This window comes from Roseivirga spongicola (assembly GCF_001592965.1).
GTDB classification, from domain to species: domain Bacteria; phylum Bacteroidota; class Bacteroidia; order Cytophagales; family Cyclobacteriaceae; genus Roseivirga; species Roseivirga spongicola.
This window is the reverse complement of record NZ_LRPC01000001.1, coordinates 729,110-744,776: the sequence shown is the minus strand read 5'-3', so window position 1 is coordinate 744,776 and position 15,667 is coordinate 729,110. Positions and strand designations below refer to the sequence as shown.

At 40.2% G+C, this 15,667-nt stretch carries 17 protein-coding genes; 13 read left to right on the top strand and 4 right to left on the bottom strand.

Annotation, left to right across the window (positions count from 1 at the left end; genetic code table 11):
* Positions 1 to 46 precede the first annotated feature (46 nt).
* The 5 genes from AWW68_RS03370 to rsmI all read left to right on the top strand — a co-directional run bounded on the left by AWW68_RS03370 (position 47) and on the right by rsmI (position 4,095).
* Entirely contained in the window at positions 47 to 2,152 is a 2,106-nt protein-coding gene (locus AWW68_RS03370) for a peptidylprolyl isomerase (RefSeq protein ID WP_068216573.1), read from the top strand.
* Positions 2,153 to 2,232: 80 nt separating this feature from the next.
* A complete protein-coding gene (locus AWW68_RS03365) occupies positions 2,233 to 2,502 on the top strand; it encodes a DUF493 domain-containing protein (RefSeq protein ID WP_068216571.1) in 270 nt (89 codons plus the stop codon).
* The gene (locus tag AWW68_RS03360) at positions 2,502 to 3,182 is read left to right on the top strand and encodes a class I SAM-dependent methyltransferase (protein WP_084375558.1); all 681 of its coding nucleotides are present in this window, start codon (positions 2,502 to 2,504) and stop codon (positions 3,180 to 3,182) included. The genes AWW68_RS03365 and AWW68_RS03360 overlap by 1 nt, the downstream gene beginning before the upstream one ends.
* A gap of 5 nt (positions 3,183 to 3,187) precedes the next feature.
* Positions 3,188 to 3,418 (top strand): 4a-hydroxytetrahydrobiopterin dehydratase, encoded by a 231-nt coding sequence (locus AWW68_RS03355; protein ID WP_068216559.1) that lies wholly within the window; start codon positions 3,188 to 3,190, stop codon positions 3,416 to 3,418.
* Positions 3,418 to 4,095: a 16S rRNA (cytidine(1402)-2'-O)-methyltransferase gene (gene rsmI, locus AWW68_RS03350; protein ID WP_068216557.1), complete on the top strand. Its 678-nt coding sequence runs from the start codon at positions 3,418 to 3,420 to the stop codon at positions 4,093 to 4,095. Before AWW68_RS03355 ends, rsmI begins: the two co-directional genes overlap by 1 nt.
* On the opposite strand, the gene AWW68_RS03345 is transcribed toward rsmI, so the two are convergent.
* A complete protein-coding gene (locus AWW68_RS03345) occupies positions 4,092 to 4,682 on the bottom strand; it encodes an RNA polymerase sigma factor (protein WP_068216555.1) in 591 nt (196 codons plus the stop codon). The two genes, rsmI and AWW68_RS03345, sit on opposite strands and share 4 nt — an antisense overlap.
* 40 nt (positions 4,683 to 4,722) lie before the next feature.
* On the opposite strand from AWW68_RS03345, the gene AWW68_RS03340 reads away from it, so the two are divergent.
* Genes AWW68_RS03340 through AWW68_RS03325 form a run of 4 tightly spaced genes read left to right on the top strand, consistent with a single transcriptional unit; the run spans position 4,723 to position 8,856 of the window.
* Positions 4,723 to 5,451, top strand: coding sequence for a C39 family peptidase (locus AWW68_RS03340; RefSeq protein WP_245660200.1), 729 nt, complete (start codon positions 4,723 to 4,725; stop codon positions 5,449 to 5,451).
* Positions 5,448 to 6,899: a RimK family protein gene (locus AWW68_RS03335; RefSeq protein ID WP_068216553.1), complete on the top strand. Its 1,452-nt coding sequence runs from the start codon at positions 5,448 to 5,450 to the stop codon at positions 6,897 to 6,899. The genes AWW68_RS03340 and AWW68_RS03335 overlap by 4 nt, the downstream gene beginning before the upstream one ends.
* Positions 6,896 to 8,164, top strand: a complete 1,269-nt coding sequence (locus AWW68_RS03330) for a carboxylate-amine ligase (protein ID WP_068216551.1) — start codon at positions 6,896 to 6,898, stop codon at positions 8,162 to 8,164. The genes AWW68_RS03335 and AWW68_RS03330 overlap by 4 nt, the downstream gene beginning before the upstream one ends.
* Positions 8,143 to 8,856, top strand: a complete 714-nt coding sequence (locus AWW68_RS03325; RefSeq protein WP_068216549.1) for an N-formylglutamate amidohydrolase — start codon at positions 8,143 to 8,145, stop codon at positions 8,854 to 8,856. The genes AWW68_RS03330 and AWW68_RS03325 overlap by 22 nt, the downstream gene beginning before the upstream one ends.
* Before the next feature lie 3 nt (positions 8,857 to 8,859).
* Here the strand turns inward: AWW68_RS03325 and AWW68_RS03320 are convergent, their stop codons facing one another.
* Complete coding sequence (locus AWW68_RS03320; protein ID WP_068216547.1) at positions 8,860 to 9,801, bottom strand: hypothetical protein; 942 nt, start codon at positions 9,799 to 9,801, stop codon at positions 8,860 to 8,862.
* A gap of 83 nt (positions 9,802 to 9,884) precedes the next feature.
* On the opposite strand from AWW68_RS03320, the gene AWW68_RS03315 reads away from it, so the two are divergent.
* The gene (locus tag AWW68_RS03315) at positions 9,885 to 10,673 is read left to right on the top strand and encodes an inositol monophosphatase family protein (protein ID WP_068216545.1); all 789 of its coding nucleotides are present in this window, start codon (positions 9,885 to 9,887) and stop codon (positions 10,671 to 10,673) included.
* Between the two features lie 215 nt (positions 10,674 to 10,888).
* Here AWW68_RS03315 and AWW68_RS03310 read toward each other — a convergent pair whose 3' ends face one another.
* On the bottom strand, positions 10,889 to 12,397 hold the full coding sequence (locus AWW68_RS03310; protein ID WP_068216543.1) for a sodium-dependent transporter: 1,509 nt from the start codon (positions 12,395 to 12,397) through the stop codon (positions 10,889 to 10,891).
* 134 nt (positions 12,398 to 12,531) lie between these two features.
* Between AWW68_RS03310 and AWW68_RS03305 the strand changes: the two genes are divergently transcribed.
* Genes AWW68_RS03305 through AWW68_RS03295 form a run of 3 tightly spaced genes read left to right on the top strand, consistent with a single transcriptional unit; the run spans position 12,532 to position 14,565 of the window.
* On the top strand, positions 12,532 to 12,870 hold the full coding sequence (locus tag AWW68_RS03305; RefSeq protein WP_068216542.1) for an MGMT family protein: 339 nt from the start codon (positions 12,532 to 12,534) through the stop codon (positions 12,868 to 12,870).
* A gap of 40 nt (positions 12,871 to 12,910) precedes the next feature.
* Entirely contained in the window at positions 12,911 to 13,825 is a 915-nt protein-coding gene (locus AWW68_RS03300) for a mechanosensitive ion channel family protein (protein ID WP_068216540.1), read from the top strand.
* A 2-nt stretch (positions 13,826 to 13,827) separates the two neighbouring features.
* Positions 13,828 to 14,565 (top strand): TerC family protein, encoded by a 738-nt coding sequence (locus AWW68_RS03295; protein WP_068216538.1) that lies wholly within the window; start codon positions 13,828 to 13,830, stop codon positions 14,563 to 14,565.
* On the opposite strand, the gene AWW68_RS03290 is transcribed toward AWW68_RS03295, so the two are convergent.
* Positions 14,555 to 15,556: a hypothetical protein gene (locus AWW68_RS03290; RefSeq protein ID WP_157717506.1), complete on the bottom strand. Its 1,002-nt coding sequence runs from the start codon at positions 15,554 to 15,556 to the stop codon at positions 14,555 to 14,557. The two genes, AWW68_RS03295 and AWW68_RS03290, sit on opposite strands and share 11 nt — an antisense overlap.
* Between the last annotated feature and the right edge of the window lie 111 nt (positions 15,557 to 15,667).

The window sequence follows — 15,667 nt, the reverse complement described above, 5'->3', positions numbered from 1 at the left end:
TTCGGGCATAATTGAATTATGTTTGCGCCTATTTAAAAATTAACCAATGTCTATAATCAATACGCTTCGTGAGAAGATGGGACGACTGTTAGTGGTCGTAGTGGGATTTTCGATTTTAGCTTTTGTATTAACCGACCTAGCAACCAACCAAAATCTTTTTGGTGGAGGCGCTAGAAACGTAGGGGAAATTGATGGAGAAGAAATTTCTCAAGAAGATTTCTCTGTCATGGTAGATAATGCCATGAGAAGTTACGGTTACCCTACAGGCAACCCTCAGCTTACTCAATACATGAGAGACCAAGTGTGGCAACAACTTATCAATCAGGTTGCTTTCTCTAACAAGTTAGAACAGCTTGGGTTAGAAATAAGCAAAAATGAGAGAGTTGATATGGTTCAGGGTAAGAACCTCTCTCCTGTAATGCAAAACTTCTTCAACCAATATCTTGGTAGCACTAACCAGGCAGACATCAAGAACTTCTTGGCCAATATTAATATGTATGGACCTGAGGCACAGTTCTACTTTGCCAATGCAGAGTCTCAAGCCATGAGTAGCAGACAAAGCCAAAAGTTCGAAAGCTTATTGACTAAGACACAATATGTAACTCTTGCTGAAGCACAGAGAGAGTATAGATCTCAGTTTACCATTTCTGATGTAGACTATCTACACGTTCCTTTCAGTAGCGTTAGTGATGATCAGGTTGGACAGGTAACGGATAGTGAGATTCAAAACTACTTGAATGAAAACAAGGAAAGATATACTGTAGATGAGTCGAAAGATTTAGAGTATGTTTCTTTTCCTGTAGTTCCGTCTGCTGCGGATTCTGCCATGTACAGAGAGCAGATGAGTGAAATTAGAGCTGCCTTTGAGGACGAAACTACTAATGATTCAACTTATGCCCTAAGCATGACTGAGCAAGGCATAGGGTTCACCACTTATGACCCAAGCGCATTGCCAAACTCACTGGCTAATAACCTTACTACTTTAAGTAAGGGAGATATAGTTGGCCCAGAATTGCAGAATGGAATATATACCATTCATAAAATCAGTGACATCTTACCTACTGAAACAGCCTTTGCTAGAGCAAGCCAAATCGTATTCTACCTTCAAGGAAAGACTCCTTCAGAAAAGTCTAATGTTAGACAAACTGCTAGAGAGGTACTTAGAAGAATCAATAACGGTGAGGCTTTTGAAGCCTTAGCAAGAGAATATAGTGACGGGCAGTTCAGTACAAGTGGTGGAGATCTTGGATGGATAAGAGAAACCGACTCTAAAGTTGCAGACGTAAAAGATGAAGTTTTTGGAGCAAGAAGAACTGGTCTTATCAATAGGTTGATTGAAAAGAATGACAAAATCTACATTATCAACGTAAGTCAAACTGCAATTAAGCAAAGATATAAGGTTGCTCAGGTTATCGTTGAAATGGTTCCATCATATGAAACTAGTAATGAGGTTTACCTACAAGCTGCTGAGTTTGCCGCTAGCGTTAGCGATGCAGAGGAGTTCAGAGAGTACGCTGCTAACAATGGCTACTCGGTTTTCCAAGGAACAAAAATCGACAAGAACGCTAACTCAATCGGTCAGCTAACCAACGCGCGTCAGGTTGTAACTTGGTTGTATGGTGAAGCGTCTATTGATGATGTTAATGAGTTCGACTTAGATAACGAATATGTTGTAGCTGTTTACACCAATGAAACTGAAGAAGGTGTTCAGTCTATAGAAGAAGTAAGAGCTGAAATCACTCAGATTCTTAAGAACCAAAAGAAGGCTGATTTTATAAAGTCTAAGCTTAGCAGCCTTTCTGGTAGCGTAAATGAAATGGCTACTGCTTACGGTCCTGAAGCTCAATACTTCGCTAAACAAAGTGTTAAAATGGAAGATACCTCACTGGGGAATCTTGGAGTTGCACCAGAGGCAATCGGTGCTGCTTCTGGTCTTCAAAACCCTGGTGACAAAACATCTCCAAAGGTAATTGAAGGTTCTGGTGTTGTTGTTATTCAACTTAATGCTAGATCTGAAGCTTCTGAACTTGGCGACTACACGCTCTATGAGAATGAGCTATTACAAGAGGCCGCCAATAGAATTGCTCAAAGCTTGTTGCTTTCAATTTCTGATAAGATTGAGGTAACCGACCAGCGTTACAAGTACTTCTAAGAGCTTAATAAACCTTAAGGAACAAAGAGGCTTTTGATAGAGCCTCTTTTTTTGTTTAACTTTTAATCAAAGCCCGAACTATGGCAGGTCAGAAATACGATACTGAAGAATTCAGAAACAAATTAGAGGCAACTCATGACTTCCCTACTCTGTACATGTTTAAGTTCATTGTAACCGATGACAAAAAACAAGAGGTAGAAAATTTATTCCCTATGAATGAAGTGAGTTTCAAGCCCTCAAGTAAGGGGAAATATATTAGTGTTACAGCCAAGGTAATGGCTTCTTCGAGCGATTACGTCATAGATATCTACAAAAGAGCCAAACAAATAGAAGGTATTATAGCACTTTAATGAAACGGCTTTTACTCTTTGCTTGCTTACTGATTTCTGTGGCTTGTAACAATAAAGGTGACCGAAAGGCATCTGATACCGTAGAAAACCCTGCGATTAGCAAGCCTACTAGACCAGAAACTGTTCAGCCTATCTTCGATATGGAGATAGAGGAAGATAGAACCGATTGGCAGAATCCCGAGATTGTCTTAAAGGCGTTTGGCGACCTAAGCAATAAAACCATAGCAGATATAGGTGCAGGCGCTGGTTATTTCAGCTTTAAGCTTGCTAGGCAAGCGGGTAAGGTTATTGCCCTAGACATTGACCCGAATGCCCTAGAATACATCAATGAGCAAAAGGAAATAGTTGGTAACTGGGCCGAAAACATAGAAACCAGACTTACTCCGCCCGATGTCCCCAACTTGCTTTTAAATGAGGCAGACGCTGTTTTAGTGGTTAATACTTTCAGCTTTATTCCTCAGCCTGAAAATTACTTCAATAGGTTACGAGAAGGCATGAAACCAAATGGAGAGCTACTAGTTGTAGACTTTAAGAAGGGAAAAATTCCCGTTGGGCCTTCAGATGATAGGAAAATGGAAGCTTCAGAAATAAGGAGTATTCTTAGAAGAGCTGGCTTCCGAAGAATTTCAATAGACCAGAAGAGCCTAGAGTATCAGTATATTATTAAAGCGATAAACTAGAACCTATGTGGACAGAAAAGGATAATAAACTTACTAGAACATTCGAATTTAAAGATTTTACCGAAGCCTTCGGGTTTATGAGCAAAGTTGCCATAGAGGCTGAAAAAATGAATCACCACCCCAATTGGTCGAACGTATATAATAAGGTAAGCTTTGAGTTAACAACGCACGATGAAGGCAATACGGTAACTGAAAAAGATCGTAAATTGGCCGAAATCATAGACAAACTGGCCTAATGCCCGATAAAATCAACCTCTACTTAGTACCTACCCCTATTGGTAATTTAGATGACATTACGTTAAGAGCCATCAAGGTGTTAAACGAGGTTGATGTTATTTTAGCTGAAGACACCAGAACTTCTGGTAAACTGTTAAAGCACCATAACATTAGCAAACCGCTTCAGAGCTATCATATTTTTAATGAACACCAGGCTGCTACCAAGCTGGTAGACCGAATGAATGCTGGAGAAACCTTTGCCTTGATCTCTGATGCAGGAACCCCATCTATCTCAGACCCTGGTTTTCTTTTGGTAAGAGAAACCATTGCAGCAGGTTTAGAAGTGAATTGCCTTCCAGGAGCCACAGCTTTTGTCCCTGCCTTAGTAAACTCAGGCCTACCTTCCGATAAGTTCGTGTTCGAAGGCTTTCTTCCACACAAAAAAGGCCGCCAAACCCGGCTGAAGAAGCTGGCTGAAGAAGAAAGAACTATCATTCTCTACGAGTCTCCTCATAGACTGATTAAATCGCTTGAGCAGCTCAAAGAATTCTTAGGAGATCGTCAGGCTTCCGTCTCTCGTGAAATCTCCAAAATGTTTGAAGAAACCGTAAGGGGTACATTTACTGAGCTTGTTGAGCACTTCACAAAAAACGGAGTGAAAGGTGAGTTCGTAATGGTAATAGAAGGGAAGAGTTAGTTATCCTTCAGTTGCTTTTCATAGAGTTTGTTGATTTTCTCCTTAGCTCTTAGTAACCTCATCTTTGCCGCACTTTCCGAGATATTCATGGAAGCCGTTATGGCCTGAAGACTTTGCTTTTCTTTGTATTTCAGAAGTAGTAAAAGTTTCTCCTCTGGAGTAATTTGCTCAAGCAGCAGCTCTAAGGCATTCATCAGTGACTCCTTATCTACTTCATCGGCATCTATTACATCTTCTAATTCAGACGAGAGCTTATCTGATATTACCTGATGGGTACTTTTCTTCTTCTTTCTTAAATAGTCTATGCAGGTATGATAAACTATGGTGTAAAGCCAAGTTTTAAATTTTGCTTCAGACCTAAAGTTACTCAACTGCATAAATACCTTAATGAATACCTCTTGGCTTAGGTCTTCTGCTTCATCATCGCTCTTTACATAACCCTTACATTTCTTCTTTACATAGTCTTGGTACCTATCCGCTAGGATAGAGAAATACCGCTCCGGACCTCCATTCTGAAGAAAGTGAACTAACTCTTCGTCAGTCAATTGGGGCTTAATATTATCCTTGAATATTTTCTCTGAAGACATGTGACTTTGCGTTTTGGACGCGTCTAATCTTCACTAAAGTATGAATAAGATGCTTCTTTCAGAAAAAGCACTACTAGATATTAATATTCTCCCTCAGCCAAACGATGTTACCTGCGGGCCTACCAGCTTGCATGCCGTATATCAGTATTATGGAGATAACATTCAATTAGGCGAGGTAATTAAGCAGGTAAAACAACTCAAATCTGGTGGAACCTTGGCTGTAAACCTTGGCAACCATGCCCTCAAAAGAGGTTATGAGGCCACCATATACACCTATAACCTACAGATTTTTGACCCTTCATGGTTTGCCGATGAAGAAACCGATTTAGTGAACAAGCTAGCAATGCAATGTCATTACAAGCCACAAAGGAAAATTAGGTTTGCTTCTACTGCTTATCAGAAGTTCTTAAGCCTTGGTGGAAAGATAAAGTTTAAAGACCTCACACCAGACTTAATTAAGTCTATCTTATTTCAAGATCAACCGATTCTTACTGGCTTAAGTGCAACCTACTTGTACCAGAGCCCAAGAGAAATCGGAGATTTGAAAGTTGAGTATGATGACCTAAAGGGCTTGCCGACAGGTCACTTTGTGGTGGTACAAGGTATTTCTGCAGATGAGAACACTGTCTCAATTGCAGATCCATTGAAGAATAACCCAATGGCATCAAGCCAATATTACGAAGTAGATATTCACCGATTAATCAACTCAATCATGCTGGGTATGGTAACATACGATGCCAACCTGCTCATTATTAGACCAAAAAAATGAACAAACTAATTGTTATTGAGAAGCCACATAAGTGGCAGTTGGATATTCCCAATGTAGATGTCATAGCTGCACAAGATTACCTATCTGAGTCAGCTGGTCAATTCGGGAAGAATACAAAAGTGATCAACCTATGTAAATCCTATCAATACCAAAGTGTTGGCTATTATGTGTCGCTTTTGGCAGAAGCAAGAGGGCATAAGGTTTTACCAGAAGTCGCCACAATTCAAGACTTCAGGTTTCCTTCAATGATTAAAGATGATGCTCAAGACTTCGATGCCATCATACAGAAATGTTTGGGCAGCAGTTCAGAAGCTAAACTAGAATTCAAGATATATTTTGGATACACAGATGAATTAGCGCTGTCTAGTTTGGGTATGCTGCTGTTCAACCTATTTCAATCGCCAATACTTAAAGCCGTTTTTGTAAAACGCGAAAAATGGGTGCTTGAAAACCTAAGGCCAATGAACATTTATGACCTTACAGGAGAAGAAAGGCAAAAGCTTCAATCGTTCCTTGGGTTGTTTTTGAGCAACAAAAAGGTGGTGAGAAAGAATCACCAGAGAAGAAGGTTCGACCTTGCCATATTGGTGAACCCAGACGACCCGAACCCTCCTAGTAATGCAAAGGCGCTTCAGAAGTTTGTAAAAGCTGCTGAAGAAGTGGGCTTCAACACGGAGATTATTACCAAAAACGACTATGGTAAGATCAACCAGTTCGATGCACTCTTCATAAGAGAAACCACAAACGTGAACAACCACACCTTCCGCATTGCTAAAAAAGCGCAGTCAGAGGGCTTGGTGGTAATTGACGATCCGGTTTCCATAATGCGCTGCACCAACAAGGTGTACTTGAATGAACTGATGAGAAACCATGGTATAAATACGCCCAAGGCAGCCATCATTTCTAAAGAGAATCCAATGGCTGCTATTGAGAAAATTGGCTTCCCATTCATCTTAAAAGAACCCGATGGTGCCTTTTCTAAAGGAGTCAAGAAGGTTCAAAATGAAGAAGAGTTTAATGAGTTACTCAAAGGCTTTTTTAAAGGCTCTGAGTTATTGATTGCGCAGGAATTTATGCCGACCGACTTCGATTGGCGTGTGGGAATTTTCAATGGAGAGCCCTTGTACGTATGCAAGTACTTTATGGCCAGAAATCATTGGCAAATTATTGAATGGAAAAAGAGCGGGAAGGCTCAGGAGGGTAAAGCCGAAACCTACCCGGTAGAAGAAGTGCCAAAGGCACTTATTGCTACTGCCACCAAAGCCACCAAGCTAATTGGTAATGGCCTTTACGGAGTAGACATTAAAGAAGTAAATAAGAAATTCTATGTAATTGAGGTAAACGATAACCCAAACCTCGATGCAGGAATTGAAGATAAAGTTTTAAAAAACACGCTCTACGAAACCATAATGGAAACCCTGATGGAGCGAGTAAAAATAAAGCAATGAAGGTAGAAGATAACCACTTGCACCTATTCCAGGCCTATGGAATTGAGCTGGAATACATGATTGTTGATACAGAAACACTCAACGTGAAACCTATTGCCGATGAGGTTTTGAAATCATTAGCTGGTGAAATCACCAATGAAGTTACTTTCGGCAATATCACTTGGTCTAATGAATTGGCCTTGCACGTAATTGAGCTTAAGTGCTCTGCTCCAACAGACGATTTAGTTCAATTAGCTGCCGATTTTGAGGAAGCCATTCAGCAAATGAACAGAGTGCTGGCTGAGTTCAAGGCTCAACTTATGCCTTCTGCAGCTCATCCATGGATGAACCCAGAGACAGAAACGGTACGTTGGCCGCACGACAATGCCGAGATATACGCTACCTACGACCGCATCTTCGATTGCAAAGGTCACGGTTGGAGCAACCTGCAAAGTATGCACATCAACTTACCATTCCATGGCGATGATGAGTTTTCTAAGCTGCACGCTGCCATTCGTTTGTTGCTTCCAATTATGCCGGCTCTTTCGGCCAGCTCAGCCATTTTGGATGGTAAAGACACTGGCTACTGGGACAAGCGATTGGATTACTACAGAAAGAATCAAAAGGCAGTACCAATTCTTACCGGACAGGTAATTCCTGAAGCTGTGTTCAGTAAAGAAGATTATTATAGCCAAATTTTCGATCAGATAGCCAATGACATCAAACCTCATGATCCAGAAGGGATTTTAGAGCCTATTTGGTTGAACTCTAGAGGTGCCATTGCGCGCTTCGATCGTGGGGCTATTGAAATTAGAGTGCTAGACGTTCAAGAGTGTCCAGAGTCAGATTTGGCTATTGCATCACTCATCATCAATGCACTGAAACTTTTGGTAGAAGAATACTTTGTTCCACTAGAAGAGCAGAAAAAGTTCAAAACCGAAAGCCTAGCAGCCATTTTCAAGCAGGTAATAAAAAGTGGAGAACACACGGTTATAGATAATACCGATTACTTAAAGGCCTTTGGCTTAAATGCAGTAGATGAAATGACAGCCGTAGAAATCTGGCATTTTATTTCCAGAAAAATAGATAGGAAGTATCCTCAGGCCTTAGACCATTGGAGAGATGAGCTGACTCTTCTTTTTGATGAAGGAACGCTCTCTACCCGAATTCTAAATGCCTTAGAAACTAACCTAGAATTTGAGAACCTTAAAATGGTCTATTCTGAATTGTGCGATTGCTTAGAGAACAATCAAATGCTTAGGGAATGTCTAGAAGAAGCTTTTTAATCACATGCGAGCATGCAGGCAACTTTGTGCCTGCAAACTATCGCTACTTATTTTTGGGTAATGAAGCCGTATTGGATACGCACAGAGGTATTGATATTGGAGCAGGCGCTTTGGCCGAAAACCTGGCCGACTCGCTAAAGCTTCCTCTTTACGTAAACGTGGTTTCGAGGCTATTGATCGATTCGAACAGGTCAAAATTCAACCCAGAACTTTACTCTGAGTTCAGCAAAACGCTGGACCCAGTGGTAAAGAAGTTTCTGATGAAGAAATACTACACCGCTTACAGGCAGCAAGTGTATGAATGGATTAAAGAAAGAGCCCGAAAAACGGACTCGGTGGTTCACCTTTCCATTCATACTTTTACCCCTGTTTTGAAAGGCGAAGTACGTTCGGCAGACATTGGTATTCTTTACGATGAAAAGAGAGAGCCTGAGGCTAAAATATCGAAGCAGTTGGTAAATGAGTTGGGTATTTTTGCCCCTCAGTTTGTTACCAAACACAACTACCCATACTTGGGCACTGCCGATGGCTTTACCACTTACTTAAGAAAGGAGTTCAGGCCACAAAATTACTCAGGCATCGAAATAGAGGTGAACAACAAGCACCATAGTAAGCCGCAAATGGAAGAAATTAAAAAGGCTTTGCAAAGCGCTGTGAGATCGGTAATGAGCGAAGAAGCAGCTTTGTGCTAAGCCCTAACATTGAGCCGTTAGATACATTATATTGGACGTGGGCTCCCAGAAAACATAAAGGAAGCCCACGTCCATAAAGGTTAAATAATCTCCGAAGACGGACGTGCCTTCAATAAGTTCGTTTTTAACGTTTGACTTAATGGTGGTAACATATCTCATCACATTTCCTGTTTTAGGGCAAACAGGAATATCAGGTGCCTGATACCACATAGGAACTCCGCAAATGTGAGTATCTCCAAATTCATCCTTTAATAGGTTAACATCAACGTCATCGGTGCTTTTATAGTTGATTCCTTTAAATACTCCAACCTCTGAACCATCAACATAATTAGTCCTCCAAGCATCGGTCATTACTTCTGGGTTGAGCACAATTGGTTCTTTTTCATTTTTCCAATCGATAAATAGCCCGCTAAGGCAGCAGGTATTGAGAGGATAAAAGATGTTCAATTCGTCCGTTTCAACCCAACTAAAAAATGGATCGGTACCGTCTATAGATGCTATGAAACTAAAGCCATATTTACTGTCAAATACAATTGGTTTCGGGCATTCACCTCCAATCTGATGTGGACCTCCCTTATCTGGAATAAGAAAAAAATACTTATGGTCAGGCCAGTCCTCAATAGGTAGATCATATTCTACATTCTGTCCAACACTCTCAGCCTGATCCGCGCAGTGTTCAATGACCTCTACCACTTTATTATCAATAATTCTTAGCTCATTGGTAAATTGTAGGTGCTGGCCAAATTTTATTTGATCTTCAGAAATACCTTGAATCATCAGAGCTCTTCTGAATCGCTCAGGGTCTCTGTCGAGAACTTCGTGGCCATTGAGATAGCGAATAGATGTGAATCGTAATGGATCTGATGGAGAAAACTTTGTTTCTGTTTTTAAGGATTCAATAAGTTCAAGAAAGTCTTTAAAGGGTCTTTTTAATTTATCGAACATAGCGTTTATCGAAAAATGATATTATCCAAAGTCTTCTACTTCCCCAAATAGCAAACCGTATATTTGCAACAAATCACCTACCCATGCAAAGACTACTTCAAGACCTTATTGTTCTAGTAAAAGAAACTGGCGACTTCATTCGTGAAGAGTCTCTGAAATTCGACCACTCCAAAATTGAGTACAAGGGCAAGAATGATCTTGTTTCTTATGTTGATAAGGAAGCTGAAAAACGTCTAGTTAAAGGGCTTTCTGAAATGCTTCCTGGTAGCGGTTTTATTGCTGAAGAAGGAACTTCTACCAAAAAATCTGACAGCTATAACTGGATTATAGATCCGTTAGATGGCACCACAAACTTCACACATGGCTTACCGATTTATGCTATTTCCGTAGCCTTAATGAAGAGGAATGAATTGGCTCTTGGCGTGGTGTATGAGTTGAATAGAGATGAGTGCTTCCATGCTTCTAAAGGTGAAGGTGCTTTTCTTAACCATATGCCAATTAAGGTTTCTCCTAGCAGGGAATTAGATAAAGCCCTTTTAGCCACTGGCTTTCCTTATTATGATTTTGAGCAGATGAATAATTACTTGGCCATTCTCAATGATTTTATGCAAAATACTCACGGGCTGAGGAGAATGGGAAGTGCTGCGGTAGACTTAGCCTATACTGCCTGTGGTCGTTTTGAAGGCTTTTTCGAGTATAACCTTAATGCTTGGGATGTGGCAGCTGGAGCACTGATTGTGCAAGAAGCCGGAGGAAAAGTGACCGACTTTAATGGAGGGAATGACTTCCTGTTCGGTAGAGAAATTGTAGCAGGCAACGCTACTCAACCTAAAATGCTAAAGACCATCCAAAAGCATTGGAAGAAGAAGTAACGATTCAGCCCAAGCTATAATTTTTGGCAGGGTAGTCAGTACCCTCAGATATATTTGAAAGTACCGACTATTGTTTTGTGCCTTCTGATTAAGAAGGAATAACCAATTCTATTTTTTACTCTTCTTATCAGCATTTAATGCTATCCAAAGAAAGGTTAAGAAGCCCCCCAAAGTAATTGAAAGGCATATTATCATTCCTATTATTGCTTCACTGCTCATTTCTTCACGAATTTTCGGTAGAACCATCCATTAAATAATACGGCAATAACTAGTGCGATTGCCCACTGTGTAACTATTGTAGCGTTACTGAACCTATCGAAGAGGTTCCAATTACCCTCAGCATCGAACCACGGGTATTCACTATAACCTTGGTTCATCCACCAATACACTAAGAATAGACCTGCCACAAAGTTGAAGTAGATCATTCCTGCGAAGTATAGCTTAGATACTTTAAAGTCAGAGTTCTGGTCGATAAAGTCCTTTTTGAATTTCATTGGGCCATAACGGATAATGAGGAAGGAGATGAAAATTCCACTCACCAAGAGTCCTACACCCCAAACCCAATCCTGATTCTCGAAGAAATCTAACCACCAAGCTGAAGGAAAGCCAACGATAAAACAGGCTGCTCCAGCAATAATGGCTGCTTTCTTTTTCGGTATTTCGTAGTCAGTAAGGTTCTTTATAATCAGCTGCATCATTGGTAAAATGGAGCTGAATGCTGCCATGGCAAAGGCGCCAAAGAATATCCAAGAAAGGAAAGGCCCCCCTGGCATTTGCGCAAAAAGCTGCGGCAGAATAGTGAATACTAGTGCTGTATTACCTCCATGCAAGAAGTCTATGGCTTCAGTAGGTGTCGCAGCCATGGCAAAAACAGCTGGTAATATGGCCATTGCAGCCAAAAGTGCAGCAGTGTTGTTACCAAATGCACCTAGGAAAGTATTTAATGTCACATCTTCCTTCTGTCTAGAGAAAGAACCGATGGTAATCATCAAACCCCAACCTGCACCAGTACTCCATGCAGAGTCCGTAATGGCTTCAATCCAAATAATTGGATCTTTGAACTTCTCAACGTCTATAGTGAATAGATATTCTAGCCCTTCAACCCCACCTGGCATTTGAATGGCAAAAGCGGCCACAACAAGTAAAAGAGTAAAAAGTGTAGGTATTAAAATTCTATTGGTTTTTTCCAGTCCTTTTTTGATTCCTTTACCCAATACCCAAATGGCTACGGTAATGGTGATCATGTAACAAACCACGGCTTCCCAACTAGAATTGGATAGGTTTGCCCAGAAGTTATCCATAAAGTTTACTGAAGGGTCGGCAAACTTGTCGTTCATGGCACCAGAGCCAAAAATATAGTCAACAAGGTTTTGAGTGTTCAATAGAAAGTACCTCAAAGACCAGCCCGTTACTACCGAATAGTAAAAGGCAATACCCACCGTTACTAGGGTAACGAAAGTACCCATCCAGTTAAATTTTTTACCAGAAAGGCTACCTAAAGAGCCTATTGTGCCTTTTCTATAATACTTACCAATGGCCAGTTCTGCCATAAGTAATGGAATGGACCAAATAACCAGAAAAAACATCCATAGAATAATGAATGTTCCTCCGTGTTCTCCAGCAATTCTAGGGAATCTCCAGAGGTTTCCAGCACCAATCGCCATTCCTAATGCGGCAAGAATAATTCCCCACCGATTACTAAATTCTTCCTTTTTCTCTGCCATACAGATGTTACTAGTTTGTCTCAATTTACGATAAGCGTGGGAAACTAACCTATTATAGCAGAAAGCCAAGTTGTCTTTTACTAAGCTGCTAAAGAGTTATGTGTTAAGTAAATATCTTTTATGTTTGCCTGTGTATGGCGAAAGATCACACCAATTTTTTTAATGACGTTTATGAAGTTGTCAGGCTAATTCCGGTAGGCAGGGCCACTAGCTATGGAGCCATTGCCAACTATTTAGGAGTAAAAGGAAGTGCCCGAATGGTTGGTTGGGCTATGAATGCCGCTCATACTATACCAGATGTGCCAGCACACAGAGTGGTTAATCGAGCAGGTGTTTTAACCGGAAAACATCATTTTGAAACGCCCAGCCTCATGCAAGAACAATTGGAGGCGGAAGGCGTAGAAGTTGAGGGTGATAAGATTAAAGATTTCAGCAAAATTTTTTGGGATCCAAGCAATGAACTTGCCCTTTGATTTGTTCTTTTTCAACTAATTTCGTTTCTGTAATTTCATTATGGTGAACAAACCAAAAGTCAATCGGCCGTTAGATCAAACTAAGCGTGAGAAAAGGAGAGTTGTCTACTTTTTTATCAAGCTAATACTGTTGATTGCTGGCCTATTTTTACGCTACAAGTATCCTGATGCCTTCAAGAACCTGAGGGAAGAAGGTAATATTGTGCCTACCATTCTCTACTATCTCATTGGGGTACTTATAGTTTCTTCTGTTCGTATTTCTTTGGTGTATTTATACCTGAAAAGAAGGCAGCTCGAGTCTGACTTTAAGGATAACTACATTTTGGGTATAAATAGAATTGCCTCTATTCTTTCAGTTTTTGTTACTTTTTTGGCCATACTCTATTACTTCGATGTAGACCCAACAGATTTTCTAACCTCTATAAGTATTGTAGCTGCGGCCATTGCCATTACCTTCAGAGAGTATATCGTTAACAGTATTAATGGTATAATCTGGATGTTCTCTAATCAGTTTTCGCTCAAAGACTATATTAAGGTAGATGAGTTCGAAGGTAGAATTATGGACATAAACCTGATGAACGTAGTTCTGCTGAACGATGAAGACGAGATAGTGTATGTGCCGAACTCTTTAATGGCTGCTTCTTCTGTAGTGAATAGTTCTAAAAAGGACTTTAAAAAGCTTAGCTTCGATTTTGAAATGCTACCCGAAACGCTCGGGGATATAGATCATTTTGAAGATTACTTGATCGATTCTTTAAAAAGCGAATTCAAAGATATTAACCTCGAAAATTTCAGCCTGAAGGTTGATATGATTAAGAAAGATGCTGTGGCATTGAAGTTAAGAATTACAGTAGACCGCAAACAAAAGAACCTTGAAAGGCCTGTTAGAAGGTTTATAAATAAATCGATATTGGGTTACTCCAATGAATTTAAAGTAGAAAAGAAGACTAACTAAATATGGAAGTTTTATTGTCATCAGAAGGCATTATTGCCCTCTTAACCCTTACATTTTTAGAAATTGTTTTGGGGGTAGATAACATCATTTTTATCTCCATAATTTCTAATAGGCTACCAGAAAAGCAGCAATCAAAAGCTAGAAATTTAGGTTTGGCTTTGGCGCTTATTATGCGTGTGGGGCTGCTTTTAGGAATCAGCTGGATTATCGGATTCACAGAACCATTGTTTACAATGTTCGATCATGATGTGAGCATCAAAGATTTAATTCTTATGATAGGTGGGCTATTTCTTATTGGAAAGAGCACCACCGAAATCCACGAGTCGCTAGAGGTGCAAGAGCATGAGTCTAAAACAAAAGTGGTGGCTACCATGGGCAAGGTTATTCTTCAAATTGTAGCACTCGATGTTGTCTTCTCTTTCGACTCTATTTTGACAGCAGTTGGTCTTACTGAGCACATTTTGATTATGATTGTGGCGGTAACCATTGCCATGATTGTGATGATGACTTTTGCCGGAAAAATCAGTGCGTTCATCAATAAGCACCCTACACTTCAGATGTTGGCAATGTCTTTCCTAATCTTGATTGGTTTTATGCTTGTACTCGAAGGTCTAGGCAAGCACATTGAAAAAGGCTACATCTACTTTGCAGTATTTTTCTCCCTAACGGTTGAAATCCTGAATATGAGGAGAAGAAAGAACGCCTCTAAAATTAAGCTTAGGAAGAAGATTACGGAGTAATTCGTTCAGAAACTAACTCAAAGAATTTATCACTATTATCTATAGAAAGCACCAATTTATCGGTGCTTTTTTTAATGCCATAAATTCCCTGAACCTTTGTTTTTTCCTTAAGACTGATGACAACATTGCCAGCCCCAAAAGAACTCAGGTTAACAAATTTCTCGCTATGCTCATCTCCTTCTCTTAATTCAATTCTCTTGATGGATTCATAAGGAAGCTCAAACGCCCATCTAATGCCTATGTTCATTTTTATGTGGTCTGCTTCTAACTCTATTGGTCGGTGTCGCATTGCGTTTCTGTCACCAAAAACGAAGAATAAACTATAAAGGCTGAGCCCTGTAAGAACCCAGGCTAGCACGGGGCTAATGGTCATCAGCCAATAGTGCAATACGAAGGTCTCCACAGGAAGGAGAAATAGCACCAGAACAAACACAGATTTGTAACCAGACTTTTGATAATAGCTAAACTGAAGCTCATCTAGAGCTGTCGGCTGCTTCCATCCCATGATGGTGTAGTAAAAGAGAGATGATTCTGAGGCAGCTACATTGGCTAATAATGGTTTTGTTTTTAGATCTATTAGCACCTCTTTAATTCGCTCTGGAAAATCTCTAAGTGTTGCTTTTGACCTTTCCAACTGTCTGTTGATCTGACTCACCTTGTAGATCAGAAATCCTATGATTGCCAGCTCTAATGGTGCAACCGTCATCTCAATAATGCTTAAGGTATTATGGTAATTGGACGGAATTATTTGGAATGCCAAAGTTAGGCTGAGAATAAAGACAGGCACCACAGTGATTTTCGGAATAGAAGTCTTTCTGATGAATAGAAAGTAGACCAGTGGAATAATCAGAACTAGATCTACTGAACTACCAAAGGCAATTAATGAGCGATTGCTAACGAACTGAGGAGAGTTCATTAGCCATATGCTTAGGAAAATTATCCCTGAAGCTATCAGAATAAAGCTGGGTATGCGAATTGCTGCAGTTTTCATACAGCTGTCAATTTAGAGCATTTCCGTTTTGCCTTTGTTGGCCAGTGAGTAAGTGGAAGATCCTCTGGTTCAGTGGTTTTCTAACCACTTATGCCCATGCTATTCAAAGTG

Coding starts and splice junctions, on each gene's coding strand:
- AWW68_RS03370 (WP_068216573.1), top strand. CDS start 47: ATGTCTATAATCAATACGCTTCGTGAGAAGATGGGACGACTGTTAGTG.
- AWW68_RS03365 (WP_068216571.1), top strand. CDS start 2,233: ATGGCAGGTCAGAAATACGATACTGAAGAATTCAGAAACAAATTAGAG.
- AWW68_RS03360 (WP_084375558.1), top strand. CDS start 2,502: ATGAAACGGCTTTTACTCTTTGCTTGCTTACTGATTTCTGTGGCTTGT.
- AWW68_RS03355 (WP_068216559.1), top strand. CDS start 3,188: ATGTGGACAGAAAAGGATAATAAACTTACTAGAACATTCGAATTTAAA.
- rsmI (WP_068216557.1), top strand. CDS start 3,418: ATGCCCGATAAAATCAACCTCTACTTAGTACCTACCCCTATTGGTAAT.
- AWW68_RS03345 (WP_068216555.1), bottom strand. CDS start 4,682: ATGTCTTCAGAGAAAATATTCAAGGATAATATTAAGCCCCAATTGACT.
- AWW68_RS03340 (WP_245660200.1), top strand. CDS start 4,723: ATGAATAAGATGCTTCTTTCAGAAAAAGCACTACTAGATATTAATATT.
- AWW68_RS03335 (WP_068216553.1), top strand. CDS start 5,448: ATGAACAAACTAATTGTTATTGAGAAGCCACATAAGTGGCAGTTGGAT.
- AWW68_RS03330 (WP_068216551.1), top strand. CDS start 6,896: ATGAAGGTAGAAGATAACCACTTGCACCTATTCCAGGCCTATGGAATT.
- AWW68_RS03325 (WP_068216549.1), top strand. CDS start 8,143: ATGTCTAGAAGAAGCTTTTTAATCACATGCGAGCATGCAGGCAACTTT.
- AWW68_RS03320 (WP_068216547.1), bottom strand. CDS start 9,801: ATGTTCGATAAATTAAAAAGACCCTTTAAAGACTTTCTTGAACTTATT.
- AWW68_RS03315 (WP_068216545.1), top strand. CDS start 9,885: ATGCAAAGACTACTTCAAGACCTTATTGTTCTAGTAAAAGAAACTGGC.
- AWW68_RS03310 (WP_068216543.1), bottom strand. CDS start 12,397: ATGGCAGAGAAAAAGGAAGAATTTAGTAATCGGTGGGGAATTATTCTT.
- AWW68_RS03305 (WP_068216542.1), top strand. CDS start 12,532: ATGGCGAAAGATCACACCAATTTTTTTAATGACGTTTATGAAGTTGTC.
- AWW68_RS03300 (WP_068216540.1), top strand. CDS start 12,911: ATGGTGAACAAACCAAAAGTCAATCGGCCGTTAGATCAAACTAAGCGT.
- AWW68_RS03295 (WP_068216538.1), top strand. CDS start 13,828: ATGGAAGTTTTATTGTCATCAGAAGGCATTATTGCCCTCTTAACCCTT.
- AWW68_RS03290 (WP_157717506.1), bottom strand. CDS start 15,556: ATGAAAACTGCAGCAATTCGCATACCCAGCTTTATTCTGATAGCTTCA.